This window comes from Pseudomonas sp. MF6396 (assembly GCF_002018915.1).
GTDB lineage: Bacteria > Pseudomonadota > Gammaproteobacteria > Pseudomonadales > Pseudomonadaceae > Aquipseudomonas > Aquipseudomonas palmensis.
In genome coordinates this window covers 106,237-123,025 of the sequence record NZ_MVOK01000004.1, presented here as the reverse complement: position 1 = coordinate 123,025, position 16,789 = coordinate 106,237, and the positions used below count along the sequence as shown (strand labels likewise).

Below are 16,789 nucleotides of genomic sequence, written 5' to 3'. Positions count from 1 at the left end.
GAGCCCATGGGCCTGAATCAACAGTGGATGGAACGTGACCTCAAGGTCCTGTGGCATCCCTGCACCCAGATGAAAGACCACGAGCACCTGCCGCTGATCCCGATCAAGCGTGGCGAAGGCGTATGGCTCGAAGACTTCGAAGGCAAGCGCTACCTCGACGCGGTGAGTTCCTGGTGGGTCAACGTGTTCGGCCACGCCAACCCGAAGATCAACCAGCGCATCAAGGACCAGGTCGACCAGCTCGAACACGTGATCCTCGCAGGCTTCAGCCACCAGCCGGTGATCGAGCTGTCCGAGCGCCTGGTCAAGCTCACCCCCGAGGGCCTGAACCGCTGCTTCTACGCCGACAATGGCTCCTCGTGCATCGAAGTGGCGCTGAAGATGAGCTTCCATTACTGGCTCAACAAGGGCCAGCCGGACAAGAAGCGCTTCGTCACCCTGAGCAACAGCTACCACGGCGAGACCATCGCGGCGATGTCGGTGGGCGACGTTCCGCTGTTCACCGAGACCTACAAGGCACTGCTGCTCGACACCCTCAAGGTGCCCAGCCCCGACTGCTACCTGCGCCCCGAGGGCGTGAGCTGGGAAGACCATTCGCGCACGATGTTCGCCGCCATGGAACAGACCCTGGCCGAACACCACCAGAGCATCGCCGCCGTGATCGTCGAACCGCTGATCCAGGGCGCCGGCGGCATGCGCATGTACCACCCGGTGTACCTCAGGCTGCTGCGCGAGGCGTGCGACCGCTACGGCGTGCACCTGATCCACGACGAGATCGCCGTAGGCTTCGGGCGCACCGGCACGATGTTCGCCTGCGAGCAGGCCGGCATCCGCCCCGACTTCCTGTGCCTGTCCAAGGCCCTCACCGGCGGCTACCTGCCGCTGGCCGCGTGCCTGACCACCGACGAGGTGTACAGCGCGTTCTACGACGATTACCCGACCCTGCGCGCGTTCCTGCACTCGCACAGCTATACCGGCAACCCGCTGGCCTGTGCCGCGGCGCTGGCGACCCTGGACATCTTCGAGCAGGACAACGTGATCGAGGCCAACAAGGCCCTGGCCACACGCATGGCCACGGCCACCGCGCACCTGGTCGACCACCCGCATGTGGCCGAAGTGCGCCAGACCGGCATGGCCCTGGCCATCGAGATGGTGCAGGACAAGGTCAGCAAGACCGCCTACCCGTGGCAGGAGCGGCGCGGCCTGAAGGTGTTCGAGCATGCCCTGACCCGTGGTGCGCTGCTGCGCCCGCTGGGCAGCGTGGTGTACTTTCTGCCGCCGTACGTGATCACCCCCGAACAGATCGACTTCCTGGCCGAGGTGGCCAGCGAGGGCATCGATATCGCCACGCGCAGCAGCGTGAGCGTGGCGGTGCCGGCCGATTTCCATCCTGATTTCCGCGATCCGGGCTAAACAGCATCGCGGGTCCCAGCTCCAACAGGGATCACCTGTAACCCTGCAGGAGCAGGCTTTACCCGCGATGGCGCCCGAACTGCCTCCATCTTATTCAGAGCAGAACCATGAGACTGTCCCGCTTCTTCATCGACGCCCCCCTGAGCCTGGGCGAGCACGACCTGCCCGAGGCCCAGGCCCACTACATCGGCCGCGTGCTGCGCATGGCGCCGGGCGATGCGGTGCAACTGTTCGACGGCAGCGGCCAGGAATACCTGGGCGAACTGCTCGAGGTCGGCAAGAAGAGCGTGCGCGTCACGCTCGCCCAGGCCCCCCCCGGCCAGGCCGAATCCCCCCTGCACGTGCACCTGGGCCAGGGCCTGTCCCGTGGCGAGCGCATGGACTGGGCGATCCAGAAGGCCACCGAACTGGGTGCCAGCGTGATCACCCCGATCGTCAGCGAACGCTGCGAGGTGCGTCTGAAGGACGAACGTGCCGACAAGCGCCTGGCCCACTGGCGCCAGGTGGCGATCAGTGCCTGCGAACAATGCGGGCGCTCGACAGTGCCGACGATCCATTCACCGGTGCTGTTGGCAGACTGGCTCAAGGCGCGAGACGAGGCGCTGAAACTGGTGCTGCACCCGGTGGCCGAACCCTTGACCAGCCATGCCAGGCCCGCGAGCCTGGCGTTTCTGATCGGGCCGGAGGGCGGCTTGTCGGAGGTAGAAGTGGAGCAGGCCAAGGCGGCAGGGTTCCATGCCGCGCGCCTGGGCCCGCGGGTGCTGCGTACCGAAACGGCGCCAGTGGTGGCGCTGGCAGTGGCGCAGCAGCTGTGGGGCGACTTCTAGACCGCGTCGCGGCGTTCGCCGGCAAGGCCGGCTCCTACGCAGGAGCCGGCCTTGCCGGCGAAGGGGCCCTAAAGCACGTAGAAAAATATCGCGATAAAGTGCAGCAGGCTGCCGGCAATCACGAACAGGTGCCAGATGCCATGCCAATGGCGGAAGCGGCTGTCATAGGCAAAGAAGATGATGCCGATGGTGTACAGCGCGCCCCCCGCCGCCAGCCAGGCGAACCCCGCCGTACCCAGGCTGGCCAGCAGCGGTTTGACCGCCACCAGCACGATCCAGCCCATCAGTGCGTAGATCACGATGGACAGCACGCGCGCCTCGGAGCGCGGCTTGATCTCCTGCAGCATGCCGATAACCGCCAGCCCCCACACCACCCCGAACAGGCTCCAGCCCCACGGACCGCGCAGGCTCACCAGGCAGAACGGGGTATAGCTGCCGGCAATCAGCAGGTAGATCGACAGGTGATCGAGCTTGCGCATGATCACCTTCGCCCGCCCGCGCACGCTGTGATAAAGGGTCGAAGTGCTGTACAGCAGCATCAGCGTGAAGCCGTAGATGGCCAGGCTGACGATCTTCCAGGGGTCGCCCTGCATCCCGGCCACCACCAGCAGCCAGATCGCGCCGATGCAGGCCAGAACCGCGCCCACCAGGTGGGTCCAGGCATTGAAACGTTCACCGTGGTACATGCATTGATGCCCTCCGTAGAATGATTCGCTCCTCTACCCTACACAAGCCCGGCATCAAGTGCATTACGTGGTTGGTACTAGGCCCCGGCCGTCTGCAACAGCTGTTCCAGCCCGGGCAGGTCCGGTACCCGCGCCACCTGCTCGCCCACCTGCACCGCCGCCAGCTCCAGCGGCGCCAGCGGCACATCGACGTAGTTGAGCTGGCTGTCGAGCTTGCACGTGCGCGGTATGCCCTGCACCAGCAGGGCGAAGAAACGCCGCGGCGTATCGCCCAGGGCATTGAGCACCACGATGCGCGCGCGCTCGCCAACCTGGGTCTGGCCACCGCAGGCCGCCTCGAAGCTCAGCAGCGGCAGGCGCTGGCTGCGCCAGTCGATCCAGCCCAGCAACCAGGCCGGCTGATGCGGCAAGGGCGTGCACGGCTGGTAGCCGATCAGCTCGGCCACCGCCACGTTGGGCAGCACCAGGCTGCGGTCGCTCAACGGCAGCAACAGCCCGGTGAGGGTGTTGCGCCGATTGTTGCGAGGGGTCTGTTCAAGCATGCGGGGTACTCCAGCGGGCGATGCTCTGCAGCAGCACCGACTCCTGGTAGGGCTTGCCCAGGTAGTCGTTGACGCCAATGGCCATGGCGCGGTCGCGGTGCTTCTGGCCGGTACGCGAGGTGATCATGATGATCGGCAGGTCCTTCAGGTGCGGGTCCTGGCGCACCTGGGTGGCCACCTCGAAGCCGTCCATGCGTGGCATCTCGATGTCCAGCAGCAGGATGTCGGGACGGTGTTCGGCCAGCACACTCATGGCATCGACCCCATCCTTGGCCGTCAGCACGTTCATGCCATGGCGCTCCAGCAGGCGCCCGGTCACCTTGCGCACCGTGACCGAATCGTCCACCACCAGCACCAGCAACGGACGTGCGGCGGCATTGCCAGGGTGCTCCAGGCGCAGGCGTGCGGCGCCCTGGGCCACCTTGGACAACTGCAGGTGCAGCGCACGCAGTTGCGCCAGCAGGTCGAGAATCAGTACCACGCGGCCATCGCCCAGCAGGGTCGCCCCGGCCAGACCGTGCACTGCGGCAAACTGCGGGCCAAGGCTCTTGACCACGATTTCACGGCTGGCCGCCAGGCTGTCCACCTGCACGGCGAACTGCTGGTCGTGGGCCTGCACCAGCAGTACCGGCAGCGGCAGGCTCTGCCCCAGCAGGCGCGGCTGCACCTCGCCCTGCAGCAGTTCGCCGAGGTAGCGCAGCTCATAACGGTGGCCGGCGTAGCGGTAGCACGGCGGGTCCAGCTGGTAGCAGGCCTCGAGCTCGGCCGGCGGTACACGGACCACGCCCTCGATGGTGTTCAGCGGCACCGCGTACTGTTCTTCGCCGTAGTTCACCATCAGTGCGCGATTGACCGACACGGTGAACGGCAGGCGAATCAGAAAACGCGCACCCTTGCCCGGCACCGAGTTGATCACCATCGAGCCGCCCAGTTGCTTGACCTCTTCGTGCACCACGTCCATGCCCAGGCCACGCCCGGAAATCTGGGTGATCTTCTCGGCAGTGGAGAACCCGGGCCGCAGGATGAACTGCATCACCTCGTGGTCGCTCAGTTCGGTGGCCGGGTCCAGCAGGCCGCGCTTGATCGCCTTTTGCCGCACCGCCTCCAGCGGCACGCCGGCGCCATCGTCGGTCATTTCGATGACGATATCGGCGCCTTCGTGCAGCAGGTTGAGGGCGATGGTGCCCTGCTCCGGCTTGCCCGCCGCCAGGCGCGCCGCACGGTTTTCCATGCCGTGGTCGACGGCGTTGCGCAGCATGTGTTCCAGCGGCGCCACCATGCGTTCGAGCACACTGCGGTCCAGCTCGCCCTCGGCATTGCCCACCACCAGCTCGACCTGCTTGCCCAGCTCGCTGGCAACCTGGCGCACCACCCGCTGCAGGCGCGGCACCAGGCGCTCGAACGGCACCATGCGGGTGCGCGTCAGGCCTTCCTGCAACTCGCTGTTCACCCGCGCCTGCTGTTGCAGCAGGCTGTAGGCGTCATGGGCACGCACGGCCAGGGTTTCCTTCAGGTCCAGCAGATCGGAGGCCGACTCGAACAGGGCCCGCGACAGCTGCTGCAACTGTGAATGACGGTCCATTTCCAACGGGTCGAAGTCGTCATAGCCCAGCGCCTCGCCTTCGCTCTGCTGGCGGCTGAGGATGCGCCCCTGGGTCTCGGTATCGAGCCGGCGCAGCTGGTCGCGCATGCGCTCGAGCGTGGTTTCCATCTCGCCCAGGGCCACCTGTGCATCGTTCACCTGCTGTTCGATGCGCCCGCGAATGATCGAGTTCTCGCCCGCCAGGTTGCCCAGGTCGTCGAGCAGCTCGGCCGTTACCTTGACCATGTCGGCCGGGGCACGCTCCGGGCTCGGCGCCGCCACTTCCACCGGGGCCACCTCGGCGCCGGGCGTCGCGGCGGCGGTGTCGCTCAGGGCAGCACTGCTGAAATTGCGGATATAGTCGATCAGCGCCGTGGCGGCGGGCAGCGGCTGGTGCAGGCGCACCGCATCGAGCATGTGCGCCAGGCGGTCATGGCAGTTCTGCAGCAGGCTGAACAGCGCCGGGCTGGGTTGCAGCTGCCCGGCCGCCAGGTGTTCATAGAGGAATTCGAGTTCATGGGCCAGGTCGCCGATGGGCGCGATCTCGACCATGCGCGCACCGCCCTTGAGGGTGTGCAGGTCGCGCAGCAGGTTCTCCACCTCCACCCCGTTGCGCGGGTCGGCCTGCCAGCGCAGCAGCGCGGCACCGGCACTTTCGGCGATGTCGAAGCCTTCCTCGAGAAAGATCTCCAGCAGTTCCTTGTCGCCCTCGTGACGCTGGGGCTCCGCCAGCTTGCCTTGGGGCTCGGGTGCCGGTGCGGTGTGACGGAACTCGCGCAGGGCTGCCAGCTGTTCCACCACCAGCTCCGTTGCCTGTCCCTGCTGCACCTGCTCGAGCAGACGCCCGAGCAACGCATGGCTTTCACGCAGCAGGCCCGGCAACAGGTTGCCGGGCTGGTAACGGCGATCGACCAGGCCTTCGTAGAGCAACTCCAGCTCCTGGGCCAGCACCTCGACCGCCCCCACCTGCGCCAGCTGTGCGCCACCCTTGAGGGTCTGCAGGTCGCGCTGCAGCGACGACAGTGCCGAGCCGTTGTCGGGGTCGCCGGCCCAGCGCGCCAGGGCCTGGTCGGCCCCTTCGAGGATGTCGCGGGCTTCTTCCAGAAACAGCTCGACCACCTCGCTGTCGTGCGCCTGGCGTTGCAGCGCGCGGGTGGCATCGCCCAGTTCGGCGATCTGTCCGGGCTGCTCGCCCTGGCTGTGCACCAGGCCCATGGCATCCGGCGCCAGGCCTTGCTCGAGCAGCTCGCGCAATGCGTGCAGGCGTTGCGGTTGCGGGTCCACTTCCTGGCCGGCGGCAATCTGGTCGAGCATGTCGATCAGGGCTTCATGGGCCCGTTGCGCCTCGCCGAAGAAGCGCTCGCTGACCGCCAGGCTGCTCTCCTCCACCGCGCCGTACAGGTCCAGCAGCGCCTCGCACAGTTCGTCCACCTGCCACAGGTCGGCCAGGTGCGCGCTCTGCCCCAGGGTGGTCAGTTCATCCAGCAGCGCAGTCAGCTCCTGGCGCTCGCCGGGGTGCTCCTGCCAGCGTTGCAACAGGGTTTCGGCGTCCAGCAGGATGTCCATGCCCTGGGCCAGGAAGCTGGCGATCAGTTGCGGGTCGCGCTTGACCCGCAGGCCCTGGCTCGGCGCATCGCGCAGTGCCTGCAGGCGCGCAGCAACCACCTGGTCGATCTGTTCGATGAGGGTCCGGGCACCGCCGATGGGTGCCAGCGGGGTGCTGTCGAGCTGTGCCAGGCCCCGGCGCAGCAGCGGTTCGGCCATCTGCAGCAGGTACAGCTCGTCAAGGTCCAGGCCCAGCTGGTGGGCCTTGAATTCGCGGGCCAGCAGGTCCAGTGCGCTGGCCAGCTCGGCGATCGGCACCACCCCGGCCATCGCGGCGCTGCCCTTGAGGGTATGCAGCGCCCGTTGCAGGCTGTCGCTGACCGGCACCGGCAACTGCGCCTCGGCGGCCTGCAGAAACTCGTCGACACTGGCCAGGTGGGTCTGCGCCTCGTTGCGGAAGATCTCCAGCAGGCGCGGGTCGAAGGCCGGCTCCGGGGCTGTGACGCCCAGCGGGTCGTTCATCGCCAGCGCATGCAGGCGCGTGGCCAGGCGCTCGACCTCGGCATGGGGCAGAGCCTGGGCCTGGGCGAATTCATCCAGCAACGGCGTCAGCAGCGCAATGCTCTGCTCGAGCCCGGCCAGCACATCGCCGCTGGCTTCGACGCGGCCTTCGAGCATGCGGTTGAGCAGGTGCTCGGCGGCCCAGGCAAGCTCGGCCAGCACCTGGGCGCGCACCATGCGGCCGCTGCCCTTGAGGGTGTGGAAGGCGCGGCGCATTTCCACCAGCGCGTCACGTGCCGCCGGGTTGCCCCGCCATATCGCCCAGTGCTGTTGCAACTGCTGCAGCACCTCCTCGGCTTCCTCCAGGAACACCTCGCGCAGCTCGTCGTCCAGCGGTGCCTCGTGCATCTCGGGCGCAGGCGCGGGTGCCGACGGGGCCGGCGGCAGGCTCGGGAACCCCAGTGCGGTCAGGGCCAGCTGGGTGCGCTCGAGCCATTCGTCCAGGTCGGCCTGGGGGTCGATGGCGCGCCATTGCAGGTACAGTTCCAGGCTGCACAGGGCATCGGCCAGGTGATCGAGCGCGGCGTTGTCCGGCAGCCGCTCGGCGTACAGCAGGTGGGTCTCGACGTAATCATGGCAGCGCCGCACCAGCGCCGCCGCCCGGGGCAGCATGAGCATCGCCAGCGCCCCGCGGATCTGCGTGAACAGCCCCGGTAGCGGTTGCAGGCGCAGGCGATCCCAGCCGGCCTCCAGGCAATCGGCGATCAGGTCCTTGGCCTGCAGCAGCACGCCGTGGGCCTCGTCCAGCACCAGTCGGCGAATGTCGTCCAGGTCGGTGCCGGGTACGCTGGCCTGGCTGACCGACTCGATCGAGCCCACCATGCCGCCCAGGGTCGCCTCGACATACAGCAGCGCCCCGGCAACATCCATCAGCAGCGCATCCTCGGGCACCCGCTGGCCCTGGGCCAGGGCCTGAAGCACCGCCACCTGGTCGATGATCACCCGGCGCGGCTGGCCGAAGCCGAGCACCGCCAGGGTATCGGCGATCTGGCGCAACGGCGCCAGCAGCGGGGCCAGCGCCTCGACCTGCTGGCGGTCGCTGCGCACGAACAGGTCCAGTTGCTCCTTGATGCGCACCAGGTCTTCGCGCACTGCCAGCACCACCGAACGCATCGCATCGCGCCCCGGCACCGCCTCAAGCGGGTCCCGCAGCGCGCCGAGGCTCAGGCCTAGCCCCGCAGCGGGCTCGGCGACGGCCTGCTCGCCCGGCAGGCTGGCCTGGGCCAGCGCCGGCGCGCCACGCGCGGCACGCAACGGGTTGAGCAGTGGCAGCACCAGCAACGGCAGCTCGTGCCGGGGGCCGCGCAGGCGTTGCAGGTACTGCGGCAACTGCTCCAGCGCCCTGAACAACGCGCCCAGCGCGTCACCGCGAGAGGCCACGCGGCCTTCGCCCAGGGCCTGGGCCAGCTGCTGCATTTCACGGGTCAGCAAGGCCGCACCTTCCAGCTCGAGCATCTGCAGGCAGCCGCGCACCTGGCGCAGCGGCGCGTCGAAACGCTCCAGCACCTGGCTGTCGCCAGCGTCGCCGGCAAACTGCTCCAACGCCTGGCGGGCCTGGGCCAGGCAGTCGTCGATGGGGCCCTTGACCCAGGCCAGGGCCACCTTGTCGTGGCGCTCGGCGATACGCACTTTAGTAGCCATAAAGTCCCACGCGCCGGTCAGCGCGGCTCCGTGGTTGGCGGCAAGGTGAAGCCCGACACCGAACGGCGCATCTCGCTGGCCATGCGCGCCAGGTTGCCGATGCTCTCGGCGGTGGCGGTCGAGCCGGACGAGGTCTGCGAGGTGATCTGCTGGATCACCGCCATGGTGTGGGAGATCTGCCCGGCCGACGAGGTCTGCAACTGCGCGGCATCGGAAATGCTGTGGATCAGTTCGGCCAGGGTCTGCGATACACCCTCGATTTCGGCCAGCGCCACCCCGGCATCCTGCGCCAGACGCGCCCCGCGCACCACTTCGGCGGTGGTCTGCTCCATGGAGATGACCGCCTCGTTGGTGTCGGCCTGGATCGCGCGCACCAGCGCCTCGATCTGGCGCGTGGCCGAGGATGAGCGCTCGGCCAGGCGCTGCACCTCGTCGGCCACCACCGCAAAGCCGCGCCCGGCCTCGCCGGCCATCGACGCCTGGATCGCCGCGTTGAGGGCGAGGATGTTGGTCTGGTCGGCAATGTCGTCGATCAGGCTGACGATGTCGCCGATTTCCTGGGACGACTCGCCCAGGCGCTTGATGCGCTTGGCAGTGTCCTGGATCTGCTCGCGGATGTTGTCCATGCCGTTGATGGTGTTGTGCACCACCTCGTTGCCCTTGTTGGCAATGGCCACCGAGCGCTCGGCCACCTTGGCCGACTCGTAGGCGTGCCCCGACACCCTGTCGATGGACTCGGCCATGTCGCCCACCGCAATCGACGCATCGGTGATCTGCTGGGCCTGGTGCTCGGAGGCCTTGGCCAGCAGGTGTGCGGTGGTCTGGGTCTCCTGCACCGCGCTGGCGACTTCCTCGGCGCTGAGGTTGATGGTCGCCACCAGGTCGCGCAACTGGTCGATGGAATAGTTGATGGAGTCGGCGATGGCCCCGGTGAAGTCCTCGGTGACCGAAGCGGTGACGGTCAGGTTGCCGTCGGCCAGTTCCTGGATCTCGTTGAGCAGGCGCATGATCGCCTGCTGGTTGCGTTCGTTGGTTTCGGCGGTTTCGCTGAGCTGGCGATTGGTTTCGCGCACCATCACCAGCCCGATCAGGATGATCGAGGCCAGCGCCAGCAGGCCCAGCACGTAGCCGCCGACGGTATCCAGGGTGCGCCCGGAGGCCAGGTTCTCGAAGCCGTTGGCCAGGTGCGAGGCTTCGTCGAGCAATGTCTGCGACAGGCTGAAGATGCTGCCGGCCGCCTCGCGCACGCGAAACAGCTCGGGCGAGGTTTCAAGAATCTCGTCGACGGAGCCTGCGACAAACTGGAACAGCTCGGCGATCTCGGCCAGGCGCGCACGGGCATCCGGGTCCTGGACGCGGGTGACCTGGATCGACGGCGCGCCGCCGAGCATGCCGTCGAGCACCTGGCCGAAGCGGCTGGCATCGCGGCCGAAGGCATCGGCGGCCTGCACCGCGGTGTCGTCGCCGGCCAGCACGGTGTTGACCGAGCCCAGGATGCGCTCGGCCAGCAGCGACTGGCGCTGGGCCACCGCCACCTGGCTGGCGGGGGCGCCACTTTGCAGCAGGATCTCCACCACCTTTTCGTACTCGACCTGCAACTGCGGCACGGTCTCGGCCAGAGTCGCGGCCACCTGGTGCAGCGACAGCACGGTCTGCTCGCTGGCCAGGATCGCGTCGGTGCTCTTGCGCAGGCTCTCCCAGTCGCGTTGCACTGCATCCATCTCGCCGCGTACCGCCACCGGGGCCGACGGCAGGCCGGTGGCCGGGTCGCCTTTTTTCAGGTAACCCCAGCGCTGTTCGAAATCGTTGCGCGCATCGTTGAGCAGCTTGAACGCCACGGCCTTGCCGGCGGCGGCCTCGGTGGCGTTCTTGGCGATGCGCTGGGACAGCACGCGCAGCTCGCCGGCATGGCCGATGTATTGCTTGTCGTAGTTGGCCTGGGTATTGAGGTAGGCGAAGTTGGCGAACAGCAGAATGATCGACAGGATCAGCACGATGAACAGTGCAGCGATCTGCGCGCTGCTGCGCGAGCCTTGTACCGAGGGGCGGGTCTTGAACTTGGTCACAGGTCTGGCATCCCTTTACAACGCCACATCGAGAAAGCCTGGCGCCTGGGCCAGGGCGAAGGGGCTGAAAATGCCCCAGCAGTGCTCGCGCTGAAAGTGCCCCTGCACGAAGGGGGCCGCAGCCGGCAGCAGCGGCGCCGGCGGCGACAGCTCCAGGCCGTGCAGGGCAAAGTGCTGCAGGCCCACCACTTCGTCCACCAGCAGCCCGGCGAACAGCTCCTCGTGGTCCAGCACCAGCACCCGCCGCTGCTTGCGCACCACCGACAGGCCCAGGCCGAGAAAACCGCACAGGTCCATCACCGGCAACAGCCGCCCGCGCAGGTTGGCCACCCCCGCCACCCATGGCTTGACCCCGGGAATGCGGCTGAGCCGGGGTTCCTGCAGCACCTCGGCGACCTCGCCCATGGGCGCCACGAACCAGTGTTCGGCCATGCGAAAGCCGATGCCGCTCCAGGTCTGCAGGCGGGTTTCCTGCAATGGCAGGTCGGCCGCCAGCAGGCGACAGCGCCGGTCGATTTCGAGCAACAGCTCGAAGGCGGTCAGCGATTCGCCCATGCGCCGCGTGGTCAAGCCTTGAGAACTTTGTTCAGGACCTGGATCAGGGTGTCTTCGTCCACCGGCTTGGTCAGGTAGTCGCTGGCGCCCTGGCGCTGGCCCCAGACCTTGTCGGTTTCCTGGTCCTTGGTGGTGACGATGATCACCGGGATGCCCTTGGTGACGTCGTCCTTGCTCAACTGACGGGTCGCCTGGAAACCGTTCATGCCGGGCATCACGATGTCCATCAGCACCGCATCGGGCTTTTCCTGGCGGGCCAGGGCCACGCCATCGGCGCCGTTCTCGGCCTTGAGCACCTGGTGCCCGTGCTTTTCGAGCATTCCGGTCAGTTTGTACATTTCGGTCGGCGAATCGTCGACGATCAGAACTCGGGCCATGCTGTTCCCCAATAAAGGCATGACGCCGCGGCCAGGAGGGCGGCGGCGTCAGGGTGCGGGTTGTTCTTCTGCGGCGAAACCCGGCACATGGGCGCGGATCGCATCCAGCAGTTCTTCCTTGCTGAAAGGTTTGGTCAGAAATTGATCAGAGCCCACCTGGCGGCTGAGCGCCTTGTCGAACAGGCCGTCGCGCGACGACAGCATGATCACCGGGATGTCCTTGAACGCGCTGTTCTGCTTGATCAGCAGGCAGGTTTGGTAGCCATCGAGGCGCGGCATCAGCACATCGACGAAGATGATCCCCGGGGTGTGGTCGACGATCTTGCCCAGGGCGTCGAAACCGTCGACTGCGGTGACGACTTCGCAACCGGCTTCGCCCAGCAGCTTTTCGGCAGTGCTGCGAATCGTCTTGGAGTCATCGATCACCATCACCTTCAACGCCGTGTCGGGCTGTACCATAATTGCTCTACCATCGCCTGGAAGGGCCTTGCAGGCCACGTGCCAGGCCTTTTTAGCACACTCTGGGGGTGCATTCCATCGAGCCTCGCCGCGCCCTGCGCCGATGCCTGCCGGCTGACGTTTCCCCTTGACCGCCAGCCCGCCGGGCGCCACCCTGACGCACTTCAATTCGAGCCACTGCGGCAGCACGCCGCCGAGAGGAAATACCCCATGAGCGTTCGCCTCGGGATTGTCATGGACCCCATCGCGCAGATCTCCTACAAGAAGGACAGCTCGCTGGCCATGTTGCTGGCCGCCCAGGCCCGTGGCTGGTCGCTGTTCTACATGGAGCAGCACGACCTGTACCAGAGCGAAGGCGTGGCCCGTGCCCGCATGCGCCCGCTCAAGGTGTTCGCCGACCCCGAGCACTGGTTCGAGCTGGAGGCCGAGACCGACGCCGCGCTGAGCGAGCTGGACGTGATCCTGATGCGCAAGGACCCGCCCTTCGACATGGAGTTCGTCTACAGCACCTACCTGCTGGAGCAGGCCGAGGCCGCCGGGGTGCTGGTGGTCAACCGTCCGCAGAGCCTGCGCGACTGCAACGAGAAGCTGTTCGCCACGCTGTTCCCGCAGTGCACGCCGCCAACCCTGGTGAGCCGGCGCCCGGACATCATCCGCGAATTCGCCGCCAAGCACGGCGACGTGATCCTCAAGCCGCTGGACGGCATGGGCGGCACCTCGATCTTCCGCCACCGCGTGGGCGACCCCAACCTGTCGGTGATCCTCGAGACCCTGACCGCCCTGGGCACCCAGCAGATCATGGCGCAGGCCTACCTGCCGGCGATCAAGGACGGCGACAAGCGCATCCTGATGATCGACGGCGAGCCGGTGCCGTACTGCCTGGCGCGCATCCCGGCCAGCGGCGAAACCCGCGGCAACCTGGCCGCCGGCGGTCGTGGCGAGGCCCGCGAGCTGACCGAGCGCGACCGCTGGATCGCCGCCCAGGTGGGCCCGACCCTGCGCGAGAAGGGCCTGTTGTTCGTCGGCCTGGACGTGATCGGCGAGCACCTGACCGAAATCAACGTGACCAGCCCCACCTGCATCCGCGAAATCGACAACGCCTACGGCACGCAAATCGGCGCGCAGCTGATGGACGCCATTGATCGCAAGCTCAAGGCACGCTGACCGCCGACAAGTGGCGGGCCCGCGTTGTGGGGTATCATGCCGGTCCATTCTCGACTGGCACCCCGCTGCGCCGGCCCTGCCCCGGCTGCTGGATAATCGATGACGCTTCCTGCCGACCTTCCTGCCGATTTTGCCCCGCCCCGTGTCCGCGCGGCGGACCGGCTGGGCTTTACCCTGTTCCTGGCGGCGCTGCTGCACCTGGCGCTGATCCTGGGCCTGGGGTTTACCTTCGCCAAGCCTGAAGAAATCCGCCGCACCATGGAAATCACCCTGGCCACCTTCAAGAGCGAGGCACCGCCGAAGAAGGCCGATTACCTGGCGCAGGACAACCAGCAGGGCAGCGGCACGCTGGACAAGAAGGCGGTGCCCAAAACCACCGAGATTGCCCCGTTCCAGGACAGCAAGATCAACAAGGTGACGCCGCCCCCGGCCGCGAAGCCCGAAGTGGCGCCCCAGCCGGCCCCGCCCAAGGCAGTGGTGGCCACCACCAGGCCCAAGCCGCAGAAGGTCGAGACCCGCCCCAAGGAGCAGCAGCCCAAGGTGCAACCCAAGGCGGCCACGCCGACGTTCGACAGCGCCGACCTGTCCAGCCAGATCGCCAGCCTCGAGGCGGAGCTGGCCAACGAACAGCAGCTGTATGCCAAGCGCCCGCGCATCCACCGCCTGAGCGCGGCTTCGACCATGCGCGACAAGGGCGCCTGGTACAAGGATGAATGGCGCAAGAAGGTCGAGCGCATCGGCAACCTCAACTACCCGGACGAGGCCCGCCGCCAGCAGATCTACGGCAGTTTGCGCCTGTTGGTGTCGATCAACCATGACGGTTCGCTGTACGAGGTGCTGGTGCTCGAATCTTCCGGGCAGCCGCTGCTGGACCAGGCGGCGCAGCGCATCGTGAGGCTGGCGGCGCCGTTTGCGCCGTTCACCGGGGACCTGTCGGATATCGATCGGCTGGAAATTGTTCGAACGTGGCGCTTCGCCCGTGGGGATCGGTTGTCGAGCAACTGATCGCCGAAGGTGTACTCGCCTGACATCGTCAAGCGGCTCAAGTAACACCTGTAAGTACGAGTGTTCGTAATCAAAACTACCGAAGCTGGCCAACAAAAAATGTTGTCGCGAAATTGAAGCAGGACCAGCACTTACAATAACTGCGAGGCATGCCTCAACTGCTAGACAGTGAGAAGAGTTTCAACTCGCCATGTCAGATCATTAACCTTCGAGTGGGTTGTTGACGGCAGTAGACCAGTTCAGGTTGTTGCCTACTGTGCCATCGTCTTCAAGATGCCTAACCGTAAATTGGTAGCCATGGTGAGGGTTTGGGCCAGGTGGCTTGAAGGTAATCGTGAAACACCCATTGTCGTACGTCTTACCCTTGCCGCAGTATTCTCCGGTCCCACTGACACAGACCAGATAAGCGCGATCGGGGTCACCGCGTCCTGTAAGCGTTACCTCACTAGTAAAGAAATTTCCGATTGCTTCGTTGATAGACATCCGAGTGATCATTGCACTTCTCCTTTAGATAAGCCAAATGCTCGGTTTGCGGTGAGACTATGAGTTGATCCAAACCACCTGTCACCTGACACAGTTACCAGTTGTAGGTCGCCGCGAAAAAAATGTACCCGCTTCAAAAAGCAGCGCAGTGCCGCGACATCAGCAACCGCAGGGTCACATAACTAGCGCCTCACACAGCAGCCCGTGCCGATTAGCACCGCCAAGAAACAGGCATAATCGGCCCGCAGGCTCGACACGCACCTTGTCAGCGTGGCCGCTCGCCGCCACACTAACCCCCATGAAAAACCTCAGCCCGAGTTACCTCAAGCATCAGTTCCTGATTGCCATGCCGCACATGGCCGACCCGAACTTTGCCCACACCCTGACCTACATCGTCGAGCACAATGCCAACGGTGCCATGGGGCTGGTGGTCAATCGCCCGCAGGAGCTGAACCTGGCCGATATCCTCGAGCAGCTGCGCCCGGACACCGAGCCGCCGGCCCGCTGCATCCACGTGCCTATCCATATCGGCGGCCCGGTACAGACCGACCGCGGTTTTGTGCTGCACACCAACGACAAGACCTTCCAGGCCACCGTCCAGCTCGACGGGCTGGCCCTGTCGACCTCGCAGGACGTGCTGTTCGCCATCGCCGACGGCGTGGGCCCGGCGCAGAGCCTGATCACCCTGGGCTACGCCGGCTGGGAAGCCGGGCAGTTGGAAGCGGAACTGGCCGACAACGCCTGGCTCAACTGCCCGTTCGACCCCGAGATCATCTTCGGCATGGCCTGCGAGCAACGCCTCGAAGCCGCCGCAGCCAGCCTGGGCATCAACCTCAGCCTGCTCACCAGCCAGGCGGGGCACGCCTGATGGCGGCGCTCAAACTGCTGCTGGGCTTCGACTACGGCACCAAGCAGATCGGCGTCGCCGTCGGCCAGGTGATCACCGGCCAGGCCCGCGAGCTGTGCACCCTGAAGGCGCAGAACGGCGCACCCGACTGGGCCCAGGTGGAAAAACTGTTCAAGGAATGGCAACCCGACGCGGTAGTCGTCGGCCTGCCGCTGAACATGGACGGCACGCCCAGCGAAATGAGCGCGCGCGCCGAGAAATTCGCCCGACGCCTGAACGGCCGCTTCAACGTGCCGGCCTACACCCACGACGAGCGCCTGACCACCTTCGAGGCCAAGGGCGAACGCATGGCCCGTGGCGGCCAGCGTGGCAGCTACCGCGACAACCCGGTGGACGCGATTGCCGCCGCCCTGCTGCTGCAAGGCTGGCTCGACGCCCACGCCGAACAGGCCTGAACCCGACCATCGGTTACACGCCGGGCCAGCTCTCTGCCCCGGCCTCTTGAGGAGCAAGCATGAGCCTACCCAACCCCGCCGAACTGATCCGGCAGATGGCCGTTGACCTTCGCGCCCACCTGCAACGCCGCGCCATCGCCGAACCGCGCTTCATCGGCATCCGCACCGGCGGCGTATGGGTGGCCCAGGCGCTGCTGGCCGAGCTGGGCAGCGATTCGCCGCGGGGCACCCTCGACGTGTCGTTCTACCGCGACGACTTCAGCCAGAACGGCCTGCACCCGCAGGTGCGCCCGTCCGAGCTGCCGTTCGAGATCGAAGGCCAGCACCTGGTACTGGTGGACGACGTGCTGATGAGCGGGCGCACCATCCGCGCCGCCCTCAACGAACTGTTCGACTATGGCCGCCCGGCCAGCGTGACCCTGGTGTGTCTGCTGGACCTGGATGCCGGCGAACTGCCGATCCGGCCAAACGTGGTGGGCGCCACCCTGTCGCTGCAAGCCCATGAACGGGTAAAATTGTCCGGCCCCGCGCCGCTCGAACTCGAGCGCCAGGACCTCGCTTCCGCTTCCGCCCTTTAAGAG

The 16,789-nt window shown here is 66.6% G+C and carries 14 protein-coding genes; 7 read left to right on the top strand and 7 right to left on the bottom strand.

All coding sequences use genetic code 11. From position 1 onward, the window contains the following. Nucleotides 1-6: 6 nt before the first annotated feature. Complete coding sequence (locus MF6396_RS05400; RefSeq protein WP_078479848.1) at nt 7-1,413, top strand: adenosylmethionine--8-amino-7-oxononanoate transaminase; 1,407 nt, start codon at nt 7-9, stop codon at nt 1,411-1,413. A 107-nt stretch (nt 1,414-1,520) separates the two neighbouring features. Continuing rightward, nucleotides 1,521-2,240, top strand: a complete 720-nt coding sequence (locus tag MF6396_RS05395) for a 16S rRNA (uracil(1498)-N(3))-methyltransferase (RefSeq protein ID WP_078479847.1) — start codon at nt 1,521-1,523, stop codon at nt 2,238-2,240. 68 nt (nt 2,241-2,308) lie between these two features. Here MF6396_RS05395 and trhA read toward each other — a convergent pair whose 3' ends face one another. From trhA to pilG, 7 genes are all read right to left on the bottom strand, one after another. Next, the gene (trhA, locus tag MF6396_RS05390; protein ID WP_043862136.1) at nt 2,309-2,926 is read right to left on the bottom strand and encodes a PAQR family membrane homeostasis protein TrhA; all 618 of its coding nucleotides are present in this window, start codon (nt 2,924-2,926) and stop codon (nt 2,309-2,311) included. A 77-nt stretch (nt 2,927-3,003) separates the two neighbouring features. After that, nucleotides 3,004-3,468 (bottom strand): chemotaxis protein CheW, encoded by a 465-nt coding sequence (locus MF6396_RS05385; RefSeq protein WP_043862137.1) that lies wholly within the window; start codon nt 3,466-3,468, stop codon nt 3,004-3,006. Continuing rightward, a complete protein-coding gene (locus tag MF6396_RS05380; RefSeq protein WP_443217194.1) occupies nt 3,461-8,797 on the bottom strand; it encodes an Hpt domain-containing protein in 5,337 nt (1,778 codons plus the stop codon). Before MF6396_RS05380 ends, MF6396_RS05385 begins: the two co-directional genes overlap by 8 nt. A 17-nt stretch (nt 8,798-8,814) precedes the next feature. Then, complete coding sequence (locus tag MF6396_RS05375) at nt 8,815-10,863, bottom strand: methyl-accepting chemotaxis protein (RefSeq protein WP_043862138.1); 2,049 nt, start codon at nt 10,861-10,863, stop codon at nt 8,815-8,817. A gap of 15 nt (nt 10,864-10,878) precedes the next feature. Next, nucleotides 10,879-11,433 carry a chemotaxis protein CheW gene (locus MF6396_RS05370; RefSeq protein WP_078479846.1) on the bottom strand — a complete coding sequence of 185 codons (555 nt, stop codon included), beginning with the start codon at nt 11,431-11,433 and terminating at the stop codon, nt 10,879-10,881. Then, on the bottom strand, nt 11,430-11,795 hold the full coding sequence (pilH, locus tag MF6396_RS05365) for a twitching motility response regulator PilH (RefSeq protein ID WP_043862140.1): 366 nt from the start codon (nt 11,793-11,795) through the stop codon (nt 11,430-11,432). Before pilH ends, MF6396_RS05370 begins: the two co-directional genes overlap by 4 nt. A gap of 48 nt (nt 11,796-11,843) precedes the next feature. Further along, nucleotides 11,844-12,254, bottom strand: a complete 411-nt coding sequence (pilG, locus tag MF6396_RS05360; protein ID WP_043862141.1) for a twitching motility response regulator PilG — start codon at nt 12,252-12,254, stop codon at nt 11,844-11,846. A gap of 210 nt (nt 12,255-12,464) precedes the next feature. Between pilG and gshB the strand changes: the two genes are divergently transcribed. The 5 genes from gshB to pyrR all read left to right on the top strand — a co-directional run bounded on the left by gshB (nt 12,465) and on the right by pyrR (nt 16,786). Beyond that, a complete protein-coding gene (gene gshB, locus MF6396_RS05355) occupies nt 12,465-13,418 on the top strand; it encodes a glutathione synthase (protein WP_043862142.1) in 954 nt (317 codons plus the stop codon). 99 nt (nt 13,419-13,517) lie between these two features. Next, a complete protein-coding gene (locus tag MF6396_RS05350) occupies nt 13,518-14,423 on the top strand; it encodes an energy transducer TonB (RefSeq protein ID WP_043862143.1) in 906 nt (301 codons plus the stop codon). 781 nt (nt 14,424-15,204) lie between these two features. Further along, entirely contained in the window at nt 15,205-15,774 is a 570-nt protein-coding gene (locus MF6396_RS05345; protein WP_043862144.1) for a YqgE/AlgH family protein, read from the top strand. Continuing rightward, nucleotides 15,774-16,208: a Holliday junction resolvase RuvX gene (gene ruvX, locus MF6396_RS05340; protein WP_043862145.1), complete on the top strand. Its 435-nt coding sequence runs from the start codon at nt 15,774-15,776 to the stop codon at nt 16,206-16,208. Before MF6396_RS05345 ends, ruvX begins: the two co-directional genes overlap by 1 nt. Before the next feature lie 59 nt (nt 16,209-16,267). Beyond that, nucleotides 16,268-16,786 (top strand): bifunctional pyr operon transcriptional regulator/uracil phosphoribosyltransferase PyrR, encoded by a 519-nt coding sequence (gene pyrR, locus MF6396_RS05335; protein ID WP_078479845.1) that lies wholly within the window; start codon nt 16,268-16,270, stop codon nt 16,784-16,786. Nucleotides 16,787-16,789: the final 3 nt, after the last annotated feature.